Annotated in this window: 24 protein-coding genes; 14 read left to right on the forward strand and 10 right to left on the reverse strand. The window is 66.4% G+C overall.

Annotated features, from left to right (window positions below; translation table 11 throughout):
- Window positions 1-100: 100 nt before the first annotated feature.
- A complete protein-coding gene (locus AC1RT8_RS02125) occupies window positions 101-1,567 on the reverse strand; it encodes a leucyl aminopeptidase (RefSeq protein WP_493073949.1) in 1,467 nt (488 codons plus the stop codon).
- 177 nt (window positions 1,568-1,744) lie between these two features.
- Here AC1RT8_RS02125 and AC1RT8_RS02130 point away from each other — a divergent pair, with 177 nt between their 5' ends.
- The 4 genes from AC1RT8_RS02130 to rsmA all read left to right on the forward strand — a co-directional run bounded on the left by AC1RT8_RS02130 (window position 1,745) and on the right by rsmA (window position 7,317).
- Entirely contained in the window at window positions 1,745-3,982 is a 2,238-nt protein-coding gene (locus AC1RT8_RS02130; protein WP_493073950.1) for an LPS-assembly protein LptD, read from the forward strand.
- Window positions 3,983-4,105: 123 nt separating this feature from the next.
- Window positions 4,106-5,482, forward strand: a complete 1,377-nt coding sequence (locus tag AC1RT8_RS02135; protein WP_493073951.1) for a SurA N-terminal domain-containing protein — start codon at window positions 4,106-4,108, stop codon at window positions 5,480-5,482.
- A 15-nt stretch (window positions 5,483-5,497) separates the two neighbouring features.
- Complete coding sequence (gene pdxA, locus AC1RT8_RS02140; RefSeq protein WP_493073952.1) at window positions 5,498-6,493, forward strand: 4-hydroxythreonine-4-phosphate dehydrogenase PdxA; 996 nt, start codon at window positions 5,498-5,500, stop codon at window positions 6,491-6,493.
- On the forward strand, window positions 6,490-7,317 hold the full coding sequence (gene rsmA, locus AC1RT8_RS02145) for a 16S rRNA (adenine(1518)-N(6)/adenine(1519)-N(6))-dimethyltransferase RsmA (RefSeq protein ID WP_493073953.1): 828 nt from the start codon (window positions 6,490-6,492) through the stop codon (window positions 7,315-7,317). Before pdxA ends, rsmA begins: the two co-directional genes overlap by 4 nt.
- Before the next feature lie 140 nt (window positions 7,318-7,457).
- Here the strand turns inward: rsmA and AC1RT8_RS02150 are convergent, their stop codons facing one another.
- The 3 genes from AC1RT8_RS02150 to AC1RT8_RS02160 form a co-directional block, all read right to left on the reverse strand.
- On the reverse strand, window positions 7,458-7,967 hold the full coding sequence (locus tag AC1RT8_RS02150; protein ID WP_493073954.1) for a tetratricopeptide repeat protein: 510 nt from the start codon (window positions 7,965-7,967) through the stop codon (window positions 7,458-7,460).
- A gap of 32 nt (window positions 7,968-7,999) precedes the next feature.
- Entirely contained in the window at window positions 8,000-9,175 is a 1,176-nt protein-coding gene (locus tag AC1RT8_RS02155) for an RsmB/NOP family class I SAM-dependent RNA methyltransferase (RefSeq protein WP_493073955.1), read from the reverse strand.
- A 71-nt stretch (window positions 9,176-9,246) separates the two neighbouring features.
- The gene (locus AC1RT8_RS02160; protein ID WP_493073956.1) at window positions 9,247-11,835 is read right to left on the reverse strand and encodes a M1 family metallopeptidase; all 2,589 of its coding nucleotides are present in this window, start codon (window positions 11,833-11,835) and stop codon (window positions 9,247-9,249) included.
- 120 nt (window positions 11,836-11,955) lie between these two features.
- On the opposite strand from AC1RT8_RS02160, the gene AC1RT8_RS02165 reads away from it, so the two are divergent.
- A complete protein-coding gene (locus AC1RT8_RS02165; RefSeq protein WP_493073957.1) occupies window positions 11,956-12,915 on the forward strand; it encodes an NAD(P)H-dependent flavin oxidoreductase in 960 nt (319 codons plus the stop codon).
- Window positions 12,916-12,967: 52 nt separating this feature from the next.
- Here the strand turns inward: AC1RT8_RS02165 and AC1RT8_RS02170 are convergent, their stop codons facing one another.
- Window positions 12,968-13,417: a DUF1465 family protein gene (locus AC1RT8_RS02170; RefSeq protein ID WP_493073958.1), complete on the reverse strand. Its 450-nt coding sequence runs from the start codon at window positions 13,415-13,417 to the stop codon at window positions 12,968-12,970.
- Between the two features lie 117 nt (window positions 13,418-13,534).
- Window positions 13,535-13,732, reverse strand: coding sequence for a YdcH family protein (locus AC1RT8_RS02175; RefSeq protein WP_372854323.1), 198 nt, complete (start codon window positions 13,730-13,732; stop codon window positions 13,535-13,537).
- A gap of 176 nt (window positions 13,733-13,908) precedes the next feature.
- On the opposite strand from AC1RT8_RS02175, the gene AC1RT8_RS02180 reads away from it, so the two are divergent.
- Window positions 13,909-14,064, forward strand: coding sequence for a YdcH family protein (locus tag AC1RT8_RS02180; RefSeq protein WP_493073959.1), 156 nt, complete (start codon window positions 13,909-13,911; stop codon window positions 14,062-14,064).
- Between the two features lie 51 nt (window positions 14,065-14,115).
- Here the strand turns inward: AC1RT8_RS02180 and AC1RT8_RS02185 are convergent, their stop codons facing one another.
- The 3 genes from AC1RT8_RS02185 to AC1RT8_RS02195 form a co-directional block, all read right to left on the reverse strand.
- Window positions 14,116-14,493: a PilZ domain-containing protein gene (locus AC1RT8_RS02185; protein WP_493073960.1), complete on the reverse strand. Its 378-nt coding sequence runs from the start codon at window positions 14,491-14,493 to the stop codon at window positions 14,116-14,118.
- A gap of 80 nt (window positions 14,494-14,573) precedes the next feature.
- Window positions 14,574-15,038, reverse strand: coding sequence for an RNA polymerase-binding protein DksA (dksA, locus tag AC1RT8_RS02190; protein WP_372854328.1), 465 nt, complete (start codon window positions 15,036-15,038; stop codon window positions 14,574-14,576).
- A 624-nt stretch (window positions 15,039-15,662) separates the two neighbouring features.
- Complete coding sequence (locus AC1RT8_RS02195; RefSeq protein WP_493073961.1) at window positions 15,663-16,277, reverse strand: hypothetical protein; 615 nt, start codon at window positions 16,275-16,277, stop codon at window positions 15,663-15,665.
- Between the two features lie 370 nt (window positions 16,278-16,647).
- On the opposite strand from AC1RT8_RS02195, the gene serS reads away from it, so the two are divergent.
- The 7 genes from serS (at window position 16,648) to AC1RT8_RS02230 (ending at window position 23,102) form a co-directional block, all read left to right on the forward strand.
- Window positions 16,648-17,925 carry a serine--tRNA ligase gene (gene serS, locus AC1RT8_RS02200; protein WP_493073962.1) on the forward strand — a complete coding sequence of 426 codons (1,278 nt, stop codon included), beginning with the start codon at window positions 16,648-16,650 and terminating at the stop codon, window positions 17,923-17,925.
- The gene (gene surE / locus AC1RT8_RS02205) at window positions 17,925-18,689 is read left to right on the forward strand and encodes a 5'/3'-nucleotidase SurE (RefSeq protein WP_493073963.1); all 765 of its coding nucleotides are present in this window, start codon (window positions 17,925-17,927) and stop codon (window positions 18,687-18,689) included. Before serS ends, surE begins: the two co-directional genes overlap by 1 nt.
- 45 nt (window positions 18,690-18,734) lie before the next feature.
- A complete protein-coding gene (locus AC1RT8_RS02210) occupies window positions 18,735-19,757 on the forward strand; it encodes a peptidoglycan DD-metalloendopeptidase family protein (RefSeq protein ID WP_493073964.1) in 1,023 nt (340 codons plus the stop codon).
- A gap of 36 nt (window positions 19,758-19,793) precedes the next feature.
- Complete coding sequence (tyrS, locus tag AC1RT8_RS02215; RefSeq protein ID WP_493073965.1) at window positions 19,794-21,029, forward strand: tyrosine--tRNA ligase; 1,236 nt, start codon at window positions 19,794-19,796, stop codon at window positions 21,027-21,029.
- A 129-nt stretch (window positions 21,030-21,158) separates the two neighbouring features.
- Window positions 21,159-21,479, forward strand: coding sequence for a PilZ domain-containing protein (locus AC1RT8_RS02220; protein ID WP_493073966.1), 321 nt, complete (start codon window positions 21,159-21,161; stop codon window positions 21,477-21,479).
- A 60-nt stretch (window positions 21,480-21,539) separates the two neighbouring features.
- Window positions 21,540-22,709 carry a M23 family metallopeptidase gene (locus AC1RT8_RS02225; RefSeq protein WP_493073967.1) on the forward strand — a complete coding sequence of 390 codons (1,170 nt, stop codon included), beginning with the start codon at window positions 21,540-21,542 and terminating at the stop codon, window positions 22,707-22,709.
- 66 nt (window positions 22,710-22,775) lie between these two features.
- Window positions 22,776-23,102 carry a PilZ domain-containing protein gene (locus AC1RT8_RS02230; RefSeq protein WP_493073968.1) on the forward strand — a complete coding sequence of 109 codons (327 nt, stop codon included), beginning with the start codon at window positions 22,776-22,778 and terminating at the stop codon, window positions 23,100-23,102.
- 2 nt (window positions 23,103-23,104) lie between these two features.
- On the opposite strand, the gene recG is transcribed toward AC1RT8_RS02230, so the two are convergent.
- A complete protein-coding gene (gene recG, locus AC1RT8_RS02235) occupies window positions 23,105-25,165 on the reverse strand; it encodes an ATP-dependent DNA helicase RecG (RefSeq protein ID WP_493073969.1) in 2,061 nt (686 codons plus the stop codon).
- A 73-nt stretch (window positions 25,166-25,238) separates the two neighbouring features.
- On the opposite strand from recG, the gene AC1RT8_RS02240 reads away from it, so the two are divergent.
- Window positions 25,239-25,505, forward strand: coding sequence for an FAD assembly factor SdhE (locus AC1RT8_RS02240; protein WP_493073970.1), 267 nt, complete (start codon window positions 25,239-25,241; stop codon window positions 25,503-25,505).
- The last annotated feature ends 83 nt before the right edge of the window (window positions 25,506-25,588 follow it).

Consider the following 25,588-nt stretch of genomic DNA (forward strand, 5'->3'; position numbering starts at 1 on the left):
TGCCGGACTTGTTCCGGCATCCACTGTTCCGCAAAACCGCGGACCGCTGATCTGCGGCACCGTGGACCCCGGAACAAGTCCGGGGTGACGACCATATGGCTCAGCCCTCGAAATTGTCCGCCACGAACCGGTCGAGCAGGCGGACCCCGTAACCGGTTGCGCCCTTGTCCCAGGTCGCACCGGGCTTGTCGGCCCAGACCATGCCGGCGATGTCGAGATGCGCCCAGCGGATGCCGGTATCGATATAGCGCTGCAGGAACTGCGCGGCGGTGATCGAGCCGGCTCCGCGCGGGCCGACATTCTTCATGTCGGCGATCGGCGAGTCGATCAGCTTGTTGTACGCATCGGACAGCGGAAAGCGCCACAGCAGGTCGCCCGACGCCTTGCCGGCGGCGAGAAGCTGCTCGGCCAGCGAATCGTCGTTCGCGAAACAGCCGCCATGCTCGTTGCCGAGCGCGATGATCATCGCACCGGTGAGGGTCGCGAGATCCACGATCGTCTTCGGATGGTGAGTCCGCTGGACCCAGGTGAGCGCGTCGCACAGCACCAGCCGCCCTTCGGCGTCGGTGTTGAGCACCTCGATCGTCTGGCCCGACATCGAGGTGAGCACGTCACCCGGCCGGATGGCGTTGCCGTCGGGCATGTTCTCGACCAGGCCGCACACGCCGATGACGTTCGCCTTCGCCTTGCGCAGCGCGAGTGCCTTCATCGTGCCGACGACCGCGCCGGCGCCGCCCATATCCCACTTCATGTCTTCCATGCCGGCGCCGGGCTTGAGCGAGATGCCCCCGGTATCGAAGGTCACGCCCTTGCCGACCAGCGCGAGCGCGGGGTCGCCGGGCGCGGCGCCAGTCCATTTGAGCGCGAGCAGGCGCGCATCGCGGGCCGAGCCCTGGCTGACGCCGAGCAGCGCCCCCATGCCGAGTTCCGCCATCTCGGCCTCGCCGAGCACGGTCACTTCGAGGCCCAGCCCCTCGATATCGGCCAGCACGCGTTCGACGAAAGTCTCGGGATAGATGACGTTGGGTGGCTCCGCGACGAGCGTGCGGGTCAACTCGAGCCCCTCGGTCAGCGCCTTTTGCGGTGCCCAGGCGGTCTCGCTGCCCTCGGGCGTGTTGAGCAGGGCGATAGAGGTGAGCGTCGGCTTCGACTTTTCGGGCAGCTTGGTGCGGTAGACATCCAGCCGCCACGAGCGCTGCGCCGCGCCGGCGGCGAAGCGCGCCACCGCCTTGGGCGCCGCCCCGGCCGAACCGAAATCGACGGCGGCTGCATCGACGCCGGAGGTGAGCAAGCGCGCGGTCAGCGCGCCGCCAGCGCGTTCATACTCGCTCTCGCTGCCACCACCGGTGCCGAGCAGCAGGACACGACGCACCCCGTCGGGCTGCGACACGAACGCCTCGACCAGGCCGCCGGCCTCTCCCTCGAAGCGGCTCGCGCGGGCAGCGCCCTTCACCACGGCCAGCGCATCGCTATCGAGCGCGGTCGTGGTCAGCCGATCGAGACCTTCCTTCTCCACGGGAAACGCGAGCGCGGCGGTGGAAGGAGCGGCGGAAAAACTGATCTGCATGGGAACCTCAGGTTTCGGCTTTTGGGGTTTTCGACTTCTTGGGCGTGAGTCGTAGCCCTCTAGGCCACCGGCGGCGTGCTGGCAAAACACGCCCCCGATTGCAGGGCGGGGCGTCGGGTGCGATAGGGCGGCATCATCGCGACCGCATCCGGCGCGCTGGGAGGTGTTTTTTCCAACGTGAAGCGTTCCGATCTTCTCGCGACCTGCGCCCTCCCCTTCGCGCTGTGCCTCGGCACGGCCGCGTCTGGACAGGACATGCGAATCCCCGCCGTTCCGCTGCCGCCGCCCGCCGAGACCCAGGCGGCGGACGACCAGGTGCAGTTCAGCGCCGCGCAGCTCGAATATCTCAATGACAGCGACACGGTCATCGCGACCGGCGACGTGCGCATGTATCGCAGCGGAGACCGGCTGCGCGCCGACAAGGTCACCTGGAACCGCACGACCGGCAAGGTCATGGCGTCCGGCAACATCGTCGTAGTCAATCCGGGCGGTGACACCGCCTATGGCGATTCGATCGAGCTGACCGATTCGCTGAAGGACGGTGTGGTCGACAACATGCTGGTCGTGCTCGAGCGCGGCGGCAGGCTCGCGGCGCGGCGCGGCACGCGCGCGCTGGACGAGACGGTGACGCTGGACGACGCGGCCTATACGCCGTGCACCGTGACCACCGCCACGGGTTGCCCCAAAGAGCCGTCCTGGAAGATCACCGCCGTGCAGGTGGTGTACCGGCCGGAGAAGAACCGGATTTATTACAAGGACGCGCGGATCAACCTGTTCGGCCTGCCGACCCTGCCCTTGCCCAAATTCTCGCACCCCGCCGGCGGCGAGAGCGAGACCGGACTGCTCAGCCCCACCTTCCGCTACAACGGCGTCAACGGTTTCGAATTCGCCCAGCCCTATTTCTTCGAGCTCGGCCCCAATCGCCAGCTCACCGTCACGCCGCGCGTGTTCACCAACGTGCTGCCGATGCTCCAGGCGGATTACAGCGCGCTCGACGAGAAGGGCGCGTTCAAGATCAGCGCCTATGGCACGGTCAGCCGCCGCAGCGACGACCTGCTGACGACCGATCCGACCAGCACCGAACAGGCGTTTCGCGGCTATCTCGACGGGGTCGCGCGCTATCAGCTCGATCCCAATTGGAGCCTCAGCGGATCGCTCCGGCTGACCACCGACCGCACCTTCCTGCGCCGCTACGACATCTCCAACGACGATCGCCTGCGCACGACGGCGAAGATCGAGCGGATCGACCCCAACAGCTATTTCGCGGTGACCGGCTGGTTCGTTCAGACGCTGCGCGTCAACGACCGGCAGGGCCTGCAGCCGATCGCTCTGCCCGAGATCGATTATCGCCGGCGCATGGACGACGGCCTGCTGGGCGGCAAGTTCGAGTTCCAGCTCAACAGCCTGGCGATCACGCGGACGGCCGGCCAGGACACGCAGCGCGCCTTTGCCAGTGCACGCTGGGACCTGCGCAAGCTCACGCCCTGGGGCCAGGAAGTGACCTTCACCGCCTATGCCCGCGGCGACGTCTACAATGCCAACGACACGCTGACGACCGCGGTGACCAGCTATCGCGGCGACGAGGGCTTCCAGGCCCGGGCGATCGGCGCGCTGGCGGTGGACATCAAATACCCGCTGATCGGATCCTTCCTGGGCGGCACCCAGCGGCTGACACCGCGCTTCCAGATCGTCGCCGCGCCGAAGACCGAGAATCTCGGCATTCCCAACGAGGACGCGCGGGCGGTGGATCTGGAAGATTCCAATCTGTTCGCACTCAACCGCTTCGCCGGGTACGACCGGTTCGAGGATTCGACGCGATTCACCTATGGCGTCGACTGGGCAGTCGACCTGCCGGGCTTTTCGCTGGATGCGACGGTCGGGCAAAGCTATCGCCTGGACAGCCGCCCCGCGATCTTCCCGCAGGGCACCGGTCTCAGCGACCGCACCTCCGATATCGTCGGTCGCACCGAACTCAGATTCCGCGATTTCGTGTCGATCACGCACCGCTACCGGCTCGACAAGGACAATTTCGCGGTACGCCGCAATGAGATCGACGCGACGATCGGATCGCGCAGCACCTATGTGCTGCTCGGCTATCTCCGGCTCAACCGCGACATCGCGACGACGGCGGAGGATCTGCAGGACCGCGAAGAGGCCCGCGTCGCGGGTCGCGTGCAGTTGGCGCGCTTCTGGTCGGTGTTCGGTTCCACCGTGATCGACCTGACCAACCGCGCCGAGGATCCGCTGTCGCTGTCCGACGGATTCGATCCGATCCGGCACCGCGTCGGCGTGCAATATGAGGATGATTGCCTCAGGATCGGGCTGACCTGGCGGCGCAATTACGAAGACACCGGCGACGCCAGGAGCGGCAACAGCTTCCTGTTGTCACTGGCGTTCAAGAATCTGGGGCGCTAGACGATACTCCAGCAAACTGAGCTTCAAGAAGATCGGACGGCGATCTGGCCCGCTAAGCGCGGGTTCAGCAACGATGGACGATAGCCGGGTCGCAACGGCGCGGGATGGGATTTTGAAAACGTGATGACTTCGATGAACAAGGCGGCCGGTATCGGCCGCAGGATCGGCCTGGCCGGCGCGGGATTGCTGGCGATCGTCGCGACAACCAGCGGCCTGCCGGCGCAGACGGTGAGCGACAACAGCGTGCCTGCCGTGGGGCTCAACATCCCCGAGAACATGCAGATCTTCGGCAAGCTCGATCCGAACGTCCGCAAGGCGACCGCGATCGTCAACGAGACGGTGATCACCGGCACCGATGTCGATCAGCGCATCAACCTGATCGTCGCGGCCAACCAGCTCAAGCTGAGCCCGGAAGACCAGGAGCGCCTCAAGCTGCAGGTGCTGCGCAGCCTGATCGACGAGACGCTGCAGATCCAGCAGGCCAAGACCAACGAGATCACGATCACCAAGGACGAGATCGACCAGAGCTTCGCCCGCGTATCGCAGCAGTTCGGCAAGTCGGTGCCCGACATGCGCGCCTATCTGCGCAGCATCGGATCGTCCGACCGATCGTTGCGGCGCCAGATCGAGGCCGACCTGGCCTGGAACCGCTTCCTCCGCCGCCGTGTCGAGCCCTTCGTCAATGTCGGCGAGGAGGAGGTCAAAAGCACCATCGACCGCATCAATGCAGCCAAGGGCACCAACGAATATCATCTGAAGGAGATCTATCTCTCGGCCGGTCCTGACCGCGCCCAGCAGGTCTTCGACAATATGCGCCAGATGATTCAGGATATTGAAAAGGGTGGAAAACCCTTTGAATATTATACCCAATTTTCCGAAGCCTCGACGCGCAGCACCCAGGGCGATCTCGGCTGGCTCGGCACCAGCCAGCTTACCTATCTGCCCGCGAGCCTGTCCGAAGCCTCGCAGAAGATGGGCGTCGGCGAAGTCGCCGGGCCGATCGAGGTGCCGGGCGGCTTCTCCATCCTCTATCTGGTCGACAAGCGGCAGGTGCTGATGGCCGATCCGCGCGACGCGCAGCTCACCCTGAAGCAGCTCACTGTGAAATTCCCGGAAGGCACCACCCAGGCATCGGCAACCAGCCGGGTGTCGGCGCTGGAAACGGCGACGCGCGAGATGCGCGGGTGCGGCAATGTGGCGAAGGTCGCGGCCGAGCTGAACGCCGAAGTGGTCGACAACGCGTCGGTCAAGGCGCGCGACCTGCCGGTGCGCCTGCAGGAGATGATCCTGAAGATGCAGATCGGCGAGGCGACCCCCTGGTTCGGCTCGCCCACCGAGGGCGTGCGTACGCTGGTGCTGTGCGGCCGCGACGATCCGCAGACCGCCGCCGCGCCCCAGGCAGAGCAGGTTCAGACCCAGATCGAGCAGGCGCGTGTCAATTTGCGCGCCCAGGGCGTGCTGCGCGATCTTCGCCGCGATGCGGTGATCGAATATCGCTAAGGGGGTATCCTCGCGATGATCGCCCCGCTCGCGGTTTCCATGGGCGATCCTGCCGGAATCGGCCCCGAAGTGATCGCCAAGGCCTGGGCCGCGCGCGAGAAGGAGCAGCTCGCGCCCTTCTTTGCGGTGGGCGATGCGCGCGCGATCGGCGCGGTGTGGTCCGGGCCCGTCAAACGCATCTTCGATCCGGCCGAGGCGAATGAGGTGTTCGCCATCGCGCTCCCGGTGCTCAATGTCCAGGATGGCGGCGAGATCACGCCCGGCACGCCCGATGTCGACGGCGCGCGCTGTGCGCTGCATGCGCTTGAGATCGCTGCCGGGCTCGCCCGGTCAGGCACTGCCCGCGCGCTGGTGACGGGGCCGGTTTCCAAGGCCCAGCTCTACCAGATCGGCTTTACGCATCCGGGCCAGACCGAGTTCGTCGCCGAACGTTGCGGCATTGCCGGCGAGAATGCCGTGATGATGCTGGCGGGCCCAAGCCTGCGCGTCGTGCCGATCACCACGCATGTCCCGCTGTCGAGCGTTTCCGGGCTGCTCTCGATTGACCTGATCGTCGCCAAGGGCCGAGCCACGGCGCGCGGACTGATCCGCAATTTCGGGATATTGATCCCGAGGCTCGCCTTTGCCGGCTTCAATCCGCATGCCGGCGAGCGCGGCGCGATCGGGCGGGAGGAAATCGACTTCATCATCCCCGCGATCGAGATATTGCGCGAGGAAGGGATCGACGCGACCGGCCCGTTCGCCGCCGACACCATGTTCCACGGCCGCGCCCGCGCCACCTATGACGCAGCGCTGTGCTGCTATCACGACCAGGCGCTGGTGCCGCTGAAGACGCTGCATTTCGACGAGGGCGTGAACATCACGCTCGGCCTGCCGATAGTGCGCACCTCGCCCGACCATGGCACCGCCTTCGGGATCGCCGGCAAGGACCAGGCCGAACCGGGCGCGACCATCGCCGCGATCCGCCTTGCCGCAAGCGCCGCGGAGCGCCGCGCCGCAGCGGGGGCGTGACCCCTCCCCCCCCTTCGTTACCGCCGTTACGGGACGTCATTGCGCGTCACGGGCTCAATGCGAGCAAGGCGCTTGGGCAGAATTTCCTGCTCGATGCGCAGTTGCTGGCGCGGATCGCGCGGATCCCGGGCGACCTGACCGATGCGGAGGTGCTCGAGATCGGCCCGGGGCCGGGCGGCCTGACCCGGGCATTGCTCGCGGCCGGCGCGAAGGTGACGGCGATCGAGCGCGACCGGCGCTGCATCCCGGCGCTCGCCGAACTCGGCGAGGTCTATCCGGGCAGGCTGCGCGTGATCGAGGGAGATGCGCTGGAGATCGACGCCGCGCCCTTGTTCGAGAGCAAGCCGCATATCGCCTCCAACCTGCCGTACAATATCGGCACGGCCTTGCTGGTGCGCTGGCTGTCGGCCGACTGGATGCCATGGTGGCGGAGCCTGACCCTGATGTTCCAGAAGGAGGTCGCCGAGCGAATCGTCGCGAAGACCGACGACGACCATTATGGCAGGCTGGCGGTGTTGGCGCAGTGGCGCAGTGGCGCAAAGCTGGCGATGCCGGTGCACCGGTCGGCCTTCACTCCCGCGCCCAAGGTGATGTCGGCGGTGGTGCACATCACGCCGGACGAGGCGCCGCCGGGGGTGGATTTCGGCGTGCTTGAGCGGCTGACGGGCGCGGCGTTCGGCCAACGGCGCAAGATGCTGCGGCAGAGCCTGAAATCGCTGCATGGGGCGCTGGATGCGCTGAAGACGGTGGGGATCGAGCCGACTCGGCGGGCCGAGACGGTCAGCGTGGCGGAATTCGTGGCGCTGGCGAAGGTGCTGAGCTAGGCGTGACTTCATCGCCGCGGTTATTTCCACCTCCGTTCGTTTCGAGCGAAGTCGAGAAACCTGGCTTAGCGCTCCATCAATGTTTCTCGACTTCGCTCGAAACGAACGGTGAGGGAATCATCAATCCCGAAGCCGCAGCCTTATTCCTTACCCGCCGCCTTTACCGCTGGCACCTCGACCGACGCAGTCGCGATCGGCGGGCCCTTGGCGATCGTCGCGGCCAGCACGGTCGCGTCGGCGCAGCCGGTCTTGCCGCAGATGGTGCGGATTCTGGCGAGATTGTCCTTCGCCCGGGCGACGGCTCCCTTGGCGACGAGCGCCTCGCCCTGCCCCTTCAATGCCGAGACGTCATTGGGTTCGAGCAGCAACGCCTCGCGGTACAGGCGGATCGCCTTGCCGGGCAGGCCGCGCGCTTCGGCAACCTGGCCCAAGGTGATGAAGGCGACGCGGTTGCGCGGATCGACCGCCAACGCGGATTCGAGCGCGTCGGTCGCGGCGTCGAGATTGCCGGACGCCTGCGCCGCCTTGCCCTTGGCGAGCAGCGCCATCGAGCGCGGGTCGATCTGATCGTCGGGGCGCTGGCCGTGCAGGGACGTGGAGATCGCAAGAAGCGTCAGCGCGGCAGCGGCGGCGACGGACGAATAACGCATGATCAACTCCAGCTTCGGCACAATGCGCTTGGCTAGCATGCGCGTTGCAGTCTTGCGACAAAAAATCCGTCCGTGGCGTCGTGCGCCGGGGTGAGCCGGACACCAGCGCCATGCGTACGGCCGGCGGGAAGTGCGAGCGTATCGGCGGTCCATTCGGGATGGTCGACGAGGAACGCCGAAACCTGCCCCGCCCCTTCCTCATCGAGCAGCGAGCAGACGATATAGACCAGCGCGCCGCCCGGCTTCACCAGCGCAGCGCCGATGTCGAGGACGTGGCGCTGGGTGCGGGTGAGCCGTTCGATCCGATCCGGGGTTAGCCGCCAGCGTGCCTCGGGGTTGCGGCGCCAGGTACCGGTGCCCGAACAGGGCGCGTCGATCAGGACGCAATCGGCGCTCTCCGACCAGTCCGCCAGCATCTCCGTCTCATGGCCGGGGTTGAGCAGCCGGGTCTCGACGATGGTGGCGCCTGCGCGCGCCGCGCGCGGTGCCAGGCGCGAGAGGCGCGCACGATCGGTGTCGGTCGCGAGAAGTGCGCCTTCGTTGCCCATCAGCGCCGCGAGCGCGAGGGTCTTGCCGCCCGCGCCCGCGCAGAGATCGACGACGCGCATGCCCGGGATGGCCTTGGCCGCGAGCGTGACGATCTGGCTGCCGGCGTCCTGCACCTCGATCGCGCCGTCCTGATAGGCCTGGAGCGTCTCGATATTGGTGCCCGATGGCAGGCGCAGAGCATCGGGCAGGCCCGGGATCGGCTCGGCGCCCTCGATCGGGTCCGGTGCGTCCCTGAGCCAGTTGATCCTGACATCGAGCGGCGCGCGATCGATCAAGGCGGGAAGCTCCTCGCCGTCGAGGCCTGACTCGCGCAGCTTGGACAGAATCCATTCGGGCGCCGTGCCGGGTGTGGCCGCCTTTTCGGTCACGCCGATCGCCGCGGGGCCGTGGCCGACACCATCGAACAGGGCAGCAATCTCCGGATCGGTCGCAGCGAGCGCCAGCATCGCCGCGCGACCGCTCTCGGGCCGCTCGCCGAGCCGTCGGATCGCGGCATAGACCAGTTCGCGCACCGCGCGCCGGTCCTTGCTGCCGGCATAGCGGCGTTCGGCGAAATAGCGGGCGATCAGCGTATCCGCCGCCGCGCCGGAATCGCGGGCGGCGGCGGCGATCGAGTCGAGCAGGTCGATCGCCGCCTGGACGCGGGCCGATGGGGTCATGGTGTCACTCCTTCTCGTCTCTATATCCGAAGAGACGATCAGCGCCCCAGCTCAGGCGACCCCGGATGGGGTCAGTTTCCCGCCCCCACCCATTTCGCCACGTCGGCCCGTACACGGTCCGCGCCCTGCTTGCGCACCGAAATCGCCGAGAGCGCCTTGGCGGCGCCGGCGCGCGACGCCTCGGGCAGGTTCTTTTCGGCATAAGCGGTGATCTTCGCCGGCATCGCCGGATCGTTGGACGGCGCGCCCAGCGACACGATGAAACCCGGACGCGCCCCTGCCTCGATGAACCCGTTGACCAGATCCATGTTGGCGGCCCCGTAATCGAACGCCATTTCCGGATGCCGAGTGGCCACGGCACGGATCAGCGACGCGTTTTGCGGCGCGGTGAAGGTGTCGGTCTTCAGCAGGTCGAGCGCCCGCTGCGCAAGGGCATCGTCGCGCGCATTCCCGAGCAGGCGGACATAGGTGTTCTTCGCCACCGGATTCTTCTCGGCCTTGGCGATGGCGAGCAGCGCCTCCCACTCGGCCGGCGTGGCATTGGCGGCGTAGACACCCAGGATCGGGGTGCGGATCGCCGGCGGGATCGCGTTCGGATCGGTCGCGAGCGCTGCCACATAGGCGCGCGCCCTGGCCGCAACGTCGGGATCGCCGCTGAAGCCGAGCCGCCCGACCAATGTCTCGCGCAAATTGGTGACGAGCGGCGATTCGCCCGGCTGCACCTCGAAGCCGACTCGCTTCATCACCGGTGACAGCACCTGGATGGTGCGGGCGCGGAGCGGCGCTTCGAGCGGGGTCCCCTGGAACAGATTGTTGATCGAGCCGAGATCGCCCGCGATCACCGACCAGTCGAGCGGGCTCGCATCGACCGGCACGGCCGCCAGTACCGCGAAATAACGGTCGAGCGACTGGTCGCCGCTCAGCCCGAGCGCGAAATCGTCGCCGAGCGTGCCGACCTGGTCGGTCAGCGCCATCTTGCTGAAATCCTTGACGATCGCGGCATGGCTCGCATCGTCATACTGAACGCGGACATAGCTCCCCTTGTCGCGATTGAGGACGAGCGTGCCGCAGCCCTGCACCGCGACATTGGTCGGCGCCGCGCCCTGCACGATCGTGCTGGTCGCCGGGCCGCCGATCGGGCCGAGCGTCAGCGGCACGCGCCACGTCTGCGGCTGCTTCGACGGGGCGTCCAGCCCGAACCGGCCTTGAGACAGGGTCGCCTGGGTGGTGGTGCCGGTGCAGGTCGCGCCGGTCAGCTTTACCAGCGGTACACCGCCCTGCAGCGTGAAATCATGAGCGATGTCCGCAACGGGCTTGCCCGCCGCGGCGGATAGCTCGGCCCAGAGCTGATCCGTCACCGTATTTCCGTATTTGTGCTTCGCCATATAGCTGCGGATGCCCTTGCGGAACACGTCGCTGCCCAATGTCGATTCGAGCATGCCGATCACCGCCTGCCCCTTCTGGTAGGTGATGGTGTCGAACGCATCGCCGAGCTGATCGACCGTCTCGATATGGCGGATGATGGGATGGGTGGCGGACGTCGCATCGAGGCCGAGCCCGGCTTCGCGGTCGAACGCCACCGCGGTCGCGGCTGCGTCCCAGCTCGGGTTCAGGTCGCGGCTCGACCGGCTCTCCATCCAGGAGGCGAAGCCTTCGTTGAGCCAGAGATCATCCCACCAGGACATGGTGACGAGATCGCCGAACCATTGATGCGCCATCTCGTGCGCGACGACGGTGAAGATGCGCTCGCGCCCGCTCTGCGTCGCGCGCTTCGGGTCGAACAGCAATTCGGGCTCGAAATAGAAGATCGCACCCCAATTCTCCATCGCGCCGAAGGTCTGGCTCGAGCCGGGGCCGGCAATCATGTCGAGCTTCGGCAACGGATAGGGTTGGCCGAAATAGTCGTTGTAATAGGTCAGCAGGCGCTTCGCCTCGGCCAGCGCATAATCGCCCTGGTCGACCACGCCGCGCCGGGTGATGACGCCGATCTCGGTCTTGCCCGACATCACCGTCTTGCGCTCGACATCGCCCATGCCGAGGAACAGCAGGTAGCTCGACATCGCCGGCGACTGCTGGAAGGTATAGCGTTTGGTGCCGTCGGCGAGCTTGGTCACCGTGGCGGCGGGCATGTTCGAAAAGGCCGTCTGGTCGCCCGGGGCGACGGCGCTGAGCGTGAACTTTGCCTTGAACATCGGCTCGTCCCACATCGGCGCGAAACGGCGCGCGTCGGGCGCCTCGAACTGAGTCGCCAGCATGCGCGAGGTCGATCCGTCCTCGTTGCTGTAATCGATCGCGAAGAGGCCGGCGGGGGTGGTGCCGATCTTGCCGTCCCAGGCGAAGGTCATCCTGTGCGTGCCAACCTTCGCGGGGGCCGGCAGGGTCACGGTCAGTTGCTGACTGGTGTCGTCGATGGTGAAGGGCATATCCTTCCCGTCGAAGGTGACCTTGCCCAGCTTCAGATCGACCGCGTTGAGCACGATCGTGGCGGTCGCCTGCTTGACCTGGATCGTCACCGTCTCGGTGCCGCTGAAGGTCATCGCTTTCGCGTCGGGCTTGACGGTGATGTCATAGGCGATGGGGGCGACATTGGCGGGGAGCTGGCCCACCGCGAGGGCGGGCGTGGAAACGCCGAGCAGCAGCGACGCGATAACGAATTTCATGAAAAGGGACTCCGAATGCAGATATAATGTATCCCGGTGTGTTGGCCTAATAAGGCATTGGCCGGTGAAGGCAAATCGCGCCTCGCTGGACAGCGAAATCAGTTGCGCTATGAAACGCAGATGAGCCTTCCGCCCTTGTTCGATCGCCTGCGGCTGCCCGTGATCGGGTCCCCGCTGTTCATCATCTCCGGTCCCGAATTGGTGATCGCCCAATGCAAGGCGGGAATCGTCGGGGCCTTTCCGGCACTCAACGCCCGGCCACAGGGTCTGCTTGACGAATGGCTGCACCGCATCACCGAGGAGCTGGCGCAGCATAATCGCGACCATCCCGATCGACCGGCGGCGCCCTTCGCGGTCAACCAGATCGTCCATCGCTCCAACGAGCGGCTCGAGACCGACCTGGCGACCTGCGCCAAATGGCAGGTGCCGATCGTGATCACCTCGCTCGGCGCGCGCGAGGATCTCAACCAGGCGGTGCATGGCTGGGGCGGGATTACGCTGCATGACATCATCGATGACCGGTTTGCCCGGAAAGCGATCGAAAAAGGCGCGGACGGCCTGATTGCCGTCGCAGCCGGCGCGGGCGGGCATGCCGGACGGCTATCGCCCTTCGCGATCATCCAGGAAATCCGCCAATGGTTCACCGGGCCGCTCGCGCTGTCCGGGTCGATCGCGACCGGTGACGCGGTGCTGGCGGCGCAGGCGATGGGCGCCGACCTCGGCTATATCGGATCGCCGTTCATCGCGACCGAGGAAGCCAATGCGGAAGACCGCTACAAGCAGGGTATCGTCGAGGGCAAGGCGGCCGACATCGTCTATTCGAACCTCTTCACCGGGGTGCACGGCAATTATCTGCGCGGATCGATCGTCGCGGCCGGCATGGACCCCGACAATCTGCCCGAGGGCGATCTGAGCACGATGAACTTCGGCGGCGGCAATGGCAGCAAGGCCAAGGCGTGGAAGGACATCTGGGGATCGGGCCAGGGCATCGGCGTGGTAGACCGGGTCGAATCGGTCGCGGTGCGCGTTGACCGGCTCGAGCGGGAGTATCTGGCGGCGCGGGCAAGGTTGGGGGTTTGAGTTAAGCGCACTCTACCTTTTCCCTCTCCCCTTGTGGGAGAGGGAGTTTAGGTCAGAAAGCCGCCGCCAGGCGCTCCAGCATGGAGCGGGCCGGGCTGTCGGCGGCGTCGTTGGCGGCCTGGGCCTGATCGAGCCGCGCGACGCGGCGATAGAGTTCGGTGCTCGCCTCGATCAGCGCCTGCGCGGTCAGCGGCATCGCCTCGACCGCTTCCTTTTCGCTGACCGGCGCCGGGCCGAGGCGCCGGGAAGGGTCGAGCGCGTCGCGCGGCGCCATCTCGCCCGAATCGACCGCGCGCTGAGTCAGCAGCCAGGCGATGACGTGCATCAGCCGCGTGGTGACCTTGAGCGATTCGCAAGAGAAGGAAACGCGCGCCATCGGATCCAGCTGGTCGCGATCCGCCTTGCCGCCCTGGTCGAAATACCCGCGCGCCTCGTCGGCCAGCACCATCGCGTCGATGTAGAGCGTGTCGATCAGCCGTCGATGGATGCGTGGTTCGCTCATGTTCCTCCCGGTCATGGTCGAACTAGGTGCCATAATGTTCGCGTCAGCGACACCGCTATTGATCGAGTCGGGTGCGCTGCCGTCCCAATTAAGGATCGGCGCCCGAGTCGTTGCGACTCAGGCGATGATGTCGGGGATCATCTGGTCCTCGAGCATGGCGATCTCGTCGCGCAGACGCAGCTTGCGCTTCTTCAAGCGCGCGATCTGGAGTTGATCGCTCGAGCCGGTCTCCAATAGCGCGGCGATCGCTGAATCGAGGTCGCGATGCTCGATACGCAGGATTTCCAGACGCTTGGCGATTTGCGTGTCGTCCATGGGTTCCCCGTTCACACAACCGCCCTTAGCAAATTGCACCACCCCCGCGAGCCGCAAAAACATGCCGTCGCGGAAATACCTTCGGCATGTCGATTCCGTCCAAATATGGGGAAGACAATTAAGGACGAGCGTGTTCTACTCCATACCCCGCCCAGCAATGTAGGAGGAACGCTTCCATGCAGACCGCGCATTTTTCGGCCCTCGAGGCCAAGCATGCCGTGCTCGATCGCAAGATCAGTGCCGAGTCGCAGCGACCCTTGCCCGACTTCGCGACCCTGGCGGCGCTAAAGAAGCAGAAATTGCGCGTAAAAGAGGAAATGTCGGCGCTGTAAGGCATCGAGCGCCTCGCGCGGGGATACCCGCGCGGGGCTTCCGACGGCCATCTATCGGCGGCGAAGCACCGGCTTCACGAAGACCGGCGTCTGTCCGCCCAACCCAACCGGTTTGCGGGCCAGCATCGGATCGATCTGCCGATCGAACGCGACTCCGATACGCCCGGCGGCCGACCAGGCTACCCGGCCAGGCACCCAGCCAATTCCCCGAACATCGAATTCGACCGGCGTCCCTTGATCAAGGCCGCTGGGGAACTCGGCCATCAGCCCGCCGGCAGACAGGTTACGCACGCGCACCTGGATCGGGTCGGGCGATCCCGGCACGCGCATGTCCGCCATCAGGAAGAGGCTGTCACGCGCCTCGTTCCGATTGTGCGCGCCGTCTTCGCCGGCAACCGCGTTGTAAGGATCTTGAGAAAATTGGTCCATCGTAACGCTCGAAACGACCTCCGTTCAGCGGACGATAGCCGCCGAACCGTATCCAATCGCTTAAAGAACGGCAGGAGAAATCAATCTTCGCGAGAAACTTTCTCGTGCCGTTCGTGGCGTTCCTGCGCCTCGACCGTCATCGTCGCGATCGGCCGGGCCTCGAGGCGGGCGAGCGAAATAGGCTCGCCAGTTACCTCGCAATAGCCATATTCGCCTTCCTCGATTCGCCTGAGCGCCGCATCGATCTTGGAGATCAGCTTGCGCTGGCGATCGCGGGTGCGCAGCTCGATCGACCAGTCGGTCTCGCTCGACGCGCGATCGGTCAGGTCGGCCTCGCGCAGCGAATCGACCTGGAGCTGCGAGAGCGTGCCCGCGGCTTCGCGCAGGATCGCTTCCTTCCAGGCTTGCAGCTTGTCGCGGAAATATGCCTGCTGACGCGGGTTCATGAAGGGCTCCTCGGCATTAGGCCGATAGCCGTCACCACCCTCGCCCGCGGGCGGCTGAAACTTTTCGGATTCGTCCAATCGATTCAAGACCGTCGCCATCCCACTCTCCCAGCGGCGATCGATGCCATGGAGCACCTTCACCGCCGTCCCATCCCGAGCGGGCCTATAGCCATGCCGCCCGGGCATCACAAGCAAGGCCTTTCAAAACTATGGCCGACCCTGCCGGAAACGCCCTTAGCCATGCGCACATTGCACTTTCGTGAATTGGCCTGCTCTCCTCGCGCCAGGAGTCGAAAGTGTTAACGCTCACCCAGATAGACCAGCGGCCTTAACCATGAAGCCGTACCATCACGGTACGTTAACCAAAACAATGGCGAGGTAACCGCCGAAAATCGTCCAAAGCCCCTCTAAAGCTTGGTTAATGCGCTTGAACTTAATTCTTTGTTCGGCACTTTGCTGAATAGCGACACGTCAGGTGCCGGGATGGCCAGATGATTTGGCTCATCTTGGGACCGATAGCGAAAGAGTGACGAACATGTCCGTGCGGATGGCCTTGGCTAAACTATGTGCCTGCACATGCGGCGGTGCCCTGGTCGGCGGCGGCGCGGTGCATGTCGCCGAACAAACCCAGACCCGTCAGGTCTATCAGCAAAAGGCGGCCAAGCGAGTCGTTCGCACCAAGGTAGCCGCGCGCAAGGCGAGCCGCGTCCGCCGAGTCGTGACTCAGACCCGCGCGACCTGCCCGCCCGCGGTCGTCACGGTCACCAGCCAGGGTGCCCCGATCCCCCTGCCCCCCAGCTTTGCCGGCTCCAGCGGCGAGATGCCGATGGTTTCGGGCGGCGGTGGCGGCGGTGCCGCGGCGGTGGTCGGTGGCGGCGGCGGTTTTGGCGGCGGTGGCGGCTTCTTCGCGGGCGGCTTCTTCGGCGGCGGCTCTTCGGGCGGTGGCAGCAGCGGCATCATCATCTCGTCGACATCGAGCGGCGGCTCCACCTCGACCTCGACCGGCGGTTCCTCGACCGGTGGTTCATCCACCTCGACCGGCGGCTCTTCGACTTCGACCGGCGGTTCGTCGACCTCGACCAGCACCGGCGGCGTCTCCAGCACCAGCACGTCGTCGACCGGCGGCTCCTCGTCGTCCACCTCGAGCGGCGTCTCTTCCAGCACCTCGAGCGGTGTCTCGTCCTCGACCTCGTCGAGCACGTCGAGCGGCGTTTCCTCGTCGACCAGCACGTCGAGCGGCGTGTCCTCCTCCACCTCGTCGAGCACGTCGAGTTCGTCGAACGGATCGAGCACCAGCACGTCGAGCTCCTCCAACGGGTCAAGCACGAGCGGCAGCACCAGCTCTTCCAGCTACGGCTCGTCCAGCCATGGATCGAGCAGCAAGGGCTGGAGCACGAGCAGCGGCTGGAGCTCCAACGGCGGCTGGAGCAGCAGCGGCCATCATGGCAGCAGCGGCTCGACCGGATCGAGCGGTGGCCCGCCGGCACCGGTTCCCGCTCCGCCGATGGTCCTGTTGTTCGGTGCGGCGGCGGCGGCCCTGGTTGCGCGCAAGCGCTTCGCCAAAAAGGACGTTGCTACGGCCTGATCTTCAGCCTCGGTATTCGGAAAGGCCCCGGTTCGACCCCGGGGCCTTTTTGTTTGTTAGGCGACCTTGATCGCTGGCGCCACGGGTTGCGCGCGCGCCGAGCCGTCGCCATAGCCTGCCGCCATGCACGACATCCGCCTGATCCGTGAAAATCCCGCCGCCTTCGACGCCGCCCTTGCCCGCCGCGGGGTTGCGCCGGTGGCCGACGCCCTGGTCGCCCTGGACGAACGCCGCCGCGCGCTGATCACCGAGGCGCAGGCCGGCCAGGCCCGCCGCAACGAGGCATCGAAGGCGATCGGCGCCGCCAAGGCGTCGAAGGACGAAGCGACTGCCGCCACGCTGATGACCGAGGTCGCCGCGCTCAAGGAGCGCCTGCCAGCGATCGAGGCCGAGGAGAAGGCGCTGGGCGACGAATTGCACGGCAAGCTCGCCATCCTGCCTAACCTGCCGCTCGCCGACGTGCCCGATGGCGCAGACGAGGACGACAATGCCCTTGTCGCCGAGCGTGGCACACCAGGAACCTTCGCCTTCGCGCCGAAAGAGCATGATGCGATCGGTCCGGCGCTGGGCCTTGATTTCGAAACCGGCGTCGAGCTGGCCGGTGCGCGCTTCACTCTGGTGCGCGGCGCCGCGGCGCGGCTCCACCGTGCACTCGGGCAATTCATGCTCGATCAGCTCTGCGACGGCCATGGTTACGAGCAGGTCGTGCCGCCACTGCTGGTCAAGGACGAGATCGTGTTCGGCACCGGCCAGTTGCCCAAGGCGGCGGAGGACATGTTTCGCACCACCGACGGCCGCTGGCTGATCCCGACCGCCGAGGTGTCGCTGACCAACATCGTCCGCGAGAAGATCCTCACCGAGGCCGAGCTGCCGCTGCGCTTTGCCGCGCTCACCGCCTGTTTCCGCTCCGAGGCGGGCGCCGCGGGCCGCGACACGCGCGGGTTCATCCGCCAGCACCAGTTCGAGAAGGTCGAGATGGTCTCGATCGTCACGCCAGACGCCTCCGAGGCCGAGCATGAGCGGATGACGGCGTGCGCCGAGGGCATCCTGACCGCGCTCGGCCTGCCCTTCCGCCGCATGAAGCTGTGCACTGGCGACATGGGTTTCACCGCCGCGCGCACCTACGACCTCGAAGTGTGGCTGCCCGGCCAGGGCCGCTATCGCGAGATTTCGAGCTGCTCGACCTGCACCGACTTCCAGGCGCGGCGCATGAATGCGCGCTACCGGCCGGAAGGCGAGAAGGCGACTCGGTTCGTCCATACACTCAACGGATCGGGCCTCGCGGTCGGGCGCACGCTCGTTGCCGTGCTGGAGAATTACCAGCAGGAGGACGGGTCGGTTGCGATCCCCGACGTGCTCCAGCCCTATCTGCGCGGTCTCAACCGGCTGGAACCTGCCTGATGCGGATCCTCCTCACCAATGACGATGGGTATCACGCACCCGGTCTCAAGGTGCTGGAGGAGATCGCCTCGGCCTTTTCCGACGATATCTGGATCGTGGCGCCGGCCGAGGAACAATCGGGCGCTGGCCATTCGCTGACGCTGACCCGGCCGATCCGGGTACGGCGCTTCTCCGACCGGCGATTCGCCGTTTCGGGCACGCCGACAGATGCCGTAATGATGGCGCTGGCGCGGATCATGAAGGACAGCCCGCCGGACCTGATCCTGTCGGGCGTCAATCGCGGCGCCAACCTGGCCGAGGACGTCACCTATTCCGGCACCGTCTCGGCGGCGATGGAGGGCGCGCTTGCCGGCGTGCGCTCGATCGCGCTGAGCCAGGTCTATTCGCGCGAGGGCATGGGCGACACCGTGCCGTTCGAGGCAGCCGCCGCCTGGGGCGAGCGTGCGCTGCGCCCGCTGATCGATGCCCCACTCGCGCCGCGTACCCTGGTCAACGTCAACTTCCCCGCCGGACCGGCCGATGCGGTCAAGGGCATCCGCGTCGCGAACCAGGGCCTGCGCGATTACGGGCGGCTGCAGATCGTCACCAATCGCGATCCGCGCGGCTATGAATATCACTGGTTCGCGCTTGGACCGACGGTAGAGACGCCGGCGCATTCGACCGACCTCGAAGCAGTCGCCGACGGCTATGTCGCAGTGACGCCGCTGCATCTCGACCTGACACATGTGGAATCACTAGCTATGCTTGAAGCCGCCTATAGCTAAGGGGGGCGCATGGGGGGATTTCACGACAGTCGCGCGCGCCACGTCATGCCTGTGATCCTGCTTGCGCTTCTCGCCGGCTGCATCCCGCAAAGCCAGTCGGCCGATCCCTCCTACGGACCGCCGCCGATTCCCTATGAGCGCCAGAGCGTCGATGACGATGTGCGCAGCCCCGTCACCGCGCCGCCTGCCTGGCAGGCACGTCCAGTCAGCGCCACGGCGCAGACGATCGGTGCCAGCACCTATGTCGTCCAACCCGGCGATACGCTGCGCGGCATCGCCGACCGCACCGGTGCCGGATCCGAAGCGATCGCCCGCGCCAATGGCCTGGCCGCGCCGTTCGTGATCCGGGCGGGCCAGCGCCTCGCCATTCCGGCCGGCCGCTATCATCTGGTCCGCGCGGGCGAGACAGGCATTGCGATCGCGCGCGCTTACGGGGTCGATTGGTCGCGGATCATTTCCGCGAACGACCTGAGCGAGCCCTATACGTTGCGCGTCGGCATGCGCGTGTTGATCCCGGGCGGTCCGCAGACGGTGGCGGAGCGCGCCGCGGCCTTCCGTCTCGACGTCGACGATATCGTGACCGGCGGCGAGCCGGCGCTTGCCACCAACCAGCGCCCGGCCAGACCGACCAGCTCGCCGGCTCGAGTCCTCCCCTCATCCGCCGCCCTGGCCGAGCCGGCGCGGCTGCGCGGCGCCTTTGCCTGGCCGCTCAGGGGCAATATCGTCGCCCGCTTCGGGCCCGGCGCGAGTGGCGAGCGCTATAACGGCATCAAGATCGCAGCGCCGCTGGGCACGCCGATCCTCGCCGCCGCCGACGGCGTGGTCGCCTATGCCGGCAATGAGGTGGCCAATCTCGGCGGGCTGGTGATCCTGAAACATGGCGATGGCTGGACCACCGTCTACGGCCATGCCAGCCAGCTGCTCGTCCAGCGCGGCCAGTCGGTGAAAAAGGGCCAGACGATCGCGACTTCGGGCGATTCGGGTCTGGCGGACCGGCCGGAACTGCATTTCGAGATGCGCAAGGGGCGCACGCCGGTCGATCCGCTCGGACAATTGCCGCCGCGCTAGCGACATGCGCCCACCGATGCTAAGCGCCGCCGCATCATGACCGACTTCTCCTCCGATCTGCTCCGCCTGCTCTCGACGCGCGGTTACATCCATCAGCTCACCGATGCCGCCGGCCTCGATGCGCTTGCGAGCAAGCAGGTCGTGCCCGGTTATATCGGTTTCGACGCCACCGCGCCGTCGCTGCATATCGGCAGCCTGGTTCAGATCATGATGCTCCGCCGCATGCAGCAGGCCGGACACAAGCCGATCGTGCTGATGGGTGGCGGCACCACCAAGGTGGGCGATCCGTCGGGCAAGGACGAATCGCGCAAGCTGCTCGACGATGCCGCGATCGCCGGCAACATCGCCTCGATCCGTGGCGTGTTCGAACGCTTCCTGACCTTCGGGGACGGGCCGACCGACGCCGTCATGGTCAACAATGCCGACTGGCTCGACGCGCTGGAATATATCCCGTTCCTGCGCGACGTTGGGCGCCATTTCACGATCAACCGCATGCTCGCCTTCGATTCGGTGAAGCTGCGGCTCGATCGCGAGCAGCCGCTGACCTTCCTCGAATTCAACTATATGATCCTCCAGGCCTATGATTTCCTGGAGCTGTCACGGCGGATCGACTGCCGGCTTCAGCTCGGCGGATCGGACCAATGGGGCAATATCGTCAACGGCATCGAGCTGACGCGTCGCATCGACGGCAGCGAGGTGTTCGGGCTGACCACGCCGCTGATCACCACTGCCGACGGCGCGAAGATGGGCAAGACGGCGAACGGCGCGGTCTGGCTCAACGCGGATCAGCTCTCTGCCTATGATTACTGGCAGTTCTGGCGGAACACCGACGACCGCGATGTCGGCCGCTTCCTGCGCCTGTTCACGGACATCCCGCTCGACGAGATCGCCCGGCTCGAGGCGCTGCAGGGCGCCGAGATCAACGATGCCAAGAAGATCCTGGCGGATGCCGCCACCAGCCTGTGCCGCGGCGCCGAAGCTGCCGTCGAGGCGGCCGAAACCGCGCGCCGCACTTTCGAAGAGGGCTCGGCTGGGGGGGCACTGCCAACCCATATGGTCTCGGGCGGCGAGATCACGCTTGTCGATGCCCTGGTCGCGCTCGGCCTGTGCGCGTCGAAGGGCGAGGCGCGGCGGCTGATCAAGGGCGGCGGGGCGCGCGTCGGGGCGGACAAGGTGACCGATGAGGCGCTGAGCATCCGGGTCGGTGCCGAGCCGGTGCGTATCGCCGCAGGCAAGAAGCATCACGGGATTCTTGTCGCGGACGAGGGTTAATACCTAAGCTCCCGGCCCAAGCCTTTGAAACACAAGCGCTTCGTGAACGGCGCAAGGTGTCGTTAAACAGTTTCGTTTCGAGCGGATTTACTCCTGCGGTGTAGCCTTGGTGCTCGTAGGGAGTGAGCAATGGCGGCATTCGGGAATGCGAGACCGGTGGACGAGCGCGGCACGCCGCGTGACGAGGTGCATTTCCGTACGCGCGCCTTCGGTCCCGATGCGCGCCCGGTGAACCTGCTGATCGTCAATATCTCCGCGCTGGGCCTGATGGCGCGGTGCGATGCGCCGTACAAGATCGGGGACCGGCTGACGATTACGCTGCCGGTGGTGGGCGTCGTCTCGGCCGAGATTCGCTGGCTGCTCGGCGGCAGAATCGGTTGCGAACTCGACGAGACGATCGAACTGGCCGATTATTACGACCTGCTCGCGGTGCTGCTGCGCGGGCGGTGATGCGCGGTTGAACCGCGCATGCCGGCGTGCGACCCAGGGCCGATCATGCGGCTCTTCCCGATGAAACGACCGATCCGGTGGCTGGTGCCTGGCCTTGTCACCCTTTGCGCAGTCGCGCGGGCGGACGATCTCGGACCGGCTCCCGCACTGAAGCAATCGTTCGACCTCTCCGTACCGCAACCGCCGACGCCGGTACCGCTCCAGGGCGAGAGTCAGCTTACCTACGAGCTGCATCTCACGAATTTCAGCCGCGATAGCCTGACGGTGAAACGAATCCGCGTCGTCGATCCGGCAGGCCGGATCCTTGCCGACTTCGTGGGCGCCGCACTTGACCAGCGCCTGACGCTGGTTTCAGGCCAGAAAGGCGCCATCGCGCCGGGGCAGCGCGCCGTGCTGTTCGTCGAGGCCAATGTGCCATCAATGGCAGTTCCCGGCGCGCTTCGCCATGTCGTCGATTATGGCGTGGCAGGGAGCGATGCCGTTTTCACGACCGGGAGCGCGGCGCTGAAGGTCGAGGCTGCGCCGCCCGTCATGCTCGGACCACCCCTGGCGAGCGGCCTCTGGGCCGCGATCCATGACCCTGACTGGCCACGCGGTCATCGGCGGGTCTTCTACACGATCGATGGGCAGGCCCGCCTTCCCGGCCGCTATGCGATCGATTTCATCAAGCTCGACGCTCAGGGCCGCACCACCGCCGGAGACGCGGACAGAACAAGCGAGGCGTTCGGCTATGGCGACACTGTGCTCGCGGTGGCGGATGGCGTCATCGTCGGTCAACGCAACGATGCGGCCGAGAGCGCGCAGATCTCGCGCAACTCACCCCACCCCCTTGGCGAGGGAGCCGGCAATTATATCGCGCTGCGCCTACAGGGCGGCCAGATCGCCTTTTACGAACATCTGCGCCCCGGCAGCGTGCGGGTCAGGACGGGCGAACGGGTTCGCCGGGGGCAGGTGATCGGCGCGCTCGGCTTCACCGGTGATACGACCGGGCCGCATCTTCATTTTCACCTGGCCGGGGCCAATTCGCTGCTCGGTGCCGAAGGCGTGCCGTTCGTGTTCGACCGCTTCACCCTGCTCGGGCGCGTCGGCGACATGACGCGCTTCGGCAAGGAACCCTGGCGGGCGACGAAGGACCTCGCGCCCGATCGTCGCAAGGAATGGCCCGGCTTCAACACGGTGCTTTCCTTCGACACGGGGAAATCCCTTAGTCGCAGGACAACACGGCGTTAAACGCGTCCGGACCAAGCCATTGAGGGTACGCGGCCGTGTATTCGCCGCCGTCCCGAGGACATATCCATGGGTTTGGAACGCTATAATATCCCCGACAAACGTGTCGACGAGCGTATTTCCGTCTGCCACCGCACCCGCGCCGTCGGGCCCGCCGGCCAGCCATTGTCACTGGTGATCGTCGATCTCTCCTCCAACGGCCTGATGGCAAGATGCGAAACCGTGCTTGCCGCGGGGGTGCGCATCCAGGTGCTGTTGCCCGTCATCGGCATGTGTCTGGCCGAGGTCCGCTGGTCGCTCGGCGGCCGGATCGGGTGCGAGCTGGAACAGCCGATCAGATTGGAAAGCTATTATGAGCTGGTGACGATGCTGAACCGGGAAACCACCGCCCGCTGAGATCAGCCCGAACGCAACAACGCCACGCCCGCGTCCCGCTCGAACAGGTACAAGGCAGTCCGCGCCGCCTGACCGCGCGGTCCTTCAAGTCCGCCGTCGCGATCGATCAGCAGCCGCGCATCGGCCGCCGCCGCCGGCAGCAGGGCCTCGAGCGTTTCCGCCGTCGCCAGCCTGAACCCCGCCTCGCCCGATTGCTTCGTCCCGAGCAGCTCGCCTGCCCCGCGCAGCCGCAGATCCTCCTCGGCGATGCGGAAACCGTCATTGGTCTCGCGCATCAGCGCCAACCTTGCGCGTGACGTCTCGCCGAGCTGATTGCCCCGGATCAGCAGGCAGATCGACCGCCCGCTCCCACGTCCGACGCGCCCGCGCAACTGGTGGAGCTGAGCCAGCCCGAACCGGTCGGCATGCTCGATTACGATCAAAGTGGCGTTGGGTACATCGACGCCGACCTCGATCACCGTCGTCGCGACCAGCACGCCGGTCCGCCCGCCGGCGAAATCCGCCATCACCGCGTCCTTTTCCGGCCCCTTCATCCGGCCATGCACCAGCCCGACCCGATCGCCGAACCTTGCGCGGAGCGTCTCCGCCCGGTCTTCGGCGGCGGCGAGGTCGCTCTTCTCGCTTTCCTCGACCAGCGGGCATACCCAATAAGCCTGCCCGCCATCCGACAGATGCCGCGCCAGCGCATCGACGATCTCGGGCAGTCGCTCCTCGGAGATGACGCGCGTCTCGATCGGCTGACGCCCCGGCGGCATCTCGTCGAGCTGGCTGACGTCCATCTCGCCATAATTGGCCAAGGTCAGGGTGCGCGGGATCGGCGTCGCGGTCATTGCCAGCAGGTGCGGCGGCCTGTCGGCCTTGGCCTGGAGCATCATGCGCTGCGCCACGCCGAAACGGTGCTGTTCGTCCACGACGACCAGGGCAAGGTCCTTGTAGGTCACTGCCTCCTGGAAGATCGCGTGGGTGCCGATCAGGATGTGGATCGCGCCCGAGGCAAGCCCCATCAGCGTCGCCTCGCGCACGCGCCCCTTGTCGCGCCCGGTCAGCACCGCGATCTCGACCGACAAGCCGCCGAGCTGGCGACGGAGCGTGTCGTAATGTTGGCGCGCGAGGATCTCGGTCGGCGCCAGCAGGGCGCCCTGCGCCCCGGCTTCGACCGCCATCAGCAGCGCCATCGCCGCGACCAGCGTCTTGCCCGAACCGACATCGCCCTGCAGCAGGCGCAGCATCGGCTGGGACTGTTGCAGATCCCCCTCGATCTCGCGCACCGTCCGTGCCTGCGCGCCGGTCAGCGTGTAAGGCAGCTCCAGCGCATCGCGCAGCCGCCCGTCGCCGGCGAGCGCCCTACCCCGCCGCGCCTTGGAGGATTGCCGCACAAGCATCAGCGCGAGCTGGTTGGCGAACAGCTCGTCATAGGCCAGCCGCTCCTTCGCTCTGGCGTCGGAGGGATCGGCGTGGACCCGGGCCAGCGCCTCGCGCCACGACGGCCAGCCATGTTTCGCCAAAAGCCCCGGCTCGATCCACTCAGGCAAATCGGGTGCCCGTTCTACCGCCTGGGCGGTCAACTGCCCCATGCGCCGCGAGGTGATCCCTTCCGATAGCGGATAGATCGCCTCGCGCTCGCCCACATCCGGCGCCTCGTCGAGCGGCAGCACATAGTCCGGATGGACCATCTGCAATTCCTGCCCGTACATCTCAAGCCGTCCCGACACGCGGCGCGGCTCACCGGTCGGCAGCAATTTCTTCGACCAGCCCGGATGCCCGCCGAAATAGACCAGGCTGATATAGTTGCCCTTGCCATCGACCGCCCGCACTCGGGCCGGCCCGCGTCCGTTGCCCGACCGGTGTTCGACCGCGGTCAGGGTGATTGCGATCGTCCGCCCGGCATCGGCCATGTCGAGCTCTTCGCGCGGCACCCGGTCGATCCAGCCGGTCGGCAGATGGAAGGCCATGTCGAGCACGCGGTGCAGGCCGAGCTTGTCCAGCGGCTTGGCCAGCCCGGGGCCGACGCCTTTCAATGCCGTGATCTCGGCGAACAATGGATTGAGGATATCGGGCCGCATGACTATCTGGGCCTTACCTAGTCCCAGCCGACGGTTGCTCCAAGCACCGCCGGCCAATTGCCGTTGGAAATATATGGATCGAGAGACCCGCCTGAAACGCTTGCACTTCCGTGCATGGCACCGCGGCACCAAAGAAGCCGATTTGCTGATCGGCGGTTTCTGCGACGCCGCCTCGTCCGGATGGAGCGACACGGAGATCGATCTGTTCGAGGAGCTGCTTGAGGAACAGGATGTCGATATCATGGCCTGGGCGATCGGCACCGATATCTGCCCGGCGCGGTACGAAGGGCCGATCATGGAAGCGATGCGTGTTCTGACGTACGTGCCGATTTCCCGCTGAACCAGTAAAAGCCCCTCCCCCTTCGGGGAGGGGTTGGGGGTGGGGCAGCAAGGCTCGATGCCTCGAACCTTGCTCCAACGAAG

The organism is Sphingomonas sp. GW821-FHT10F11 (assembly GCF_058809095.1).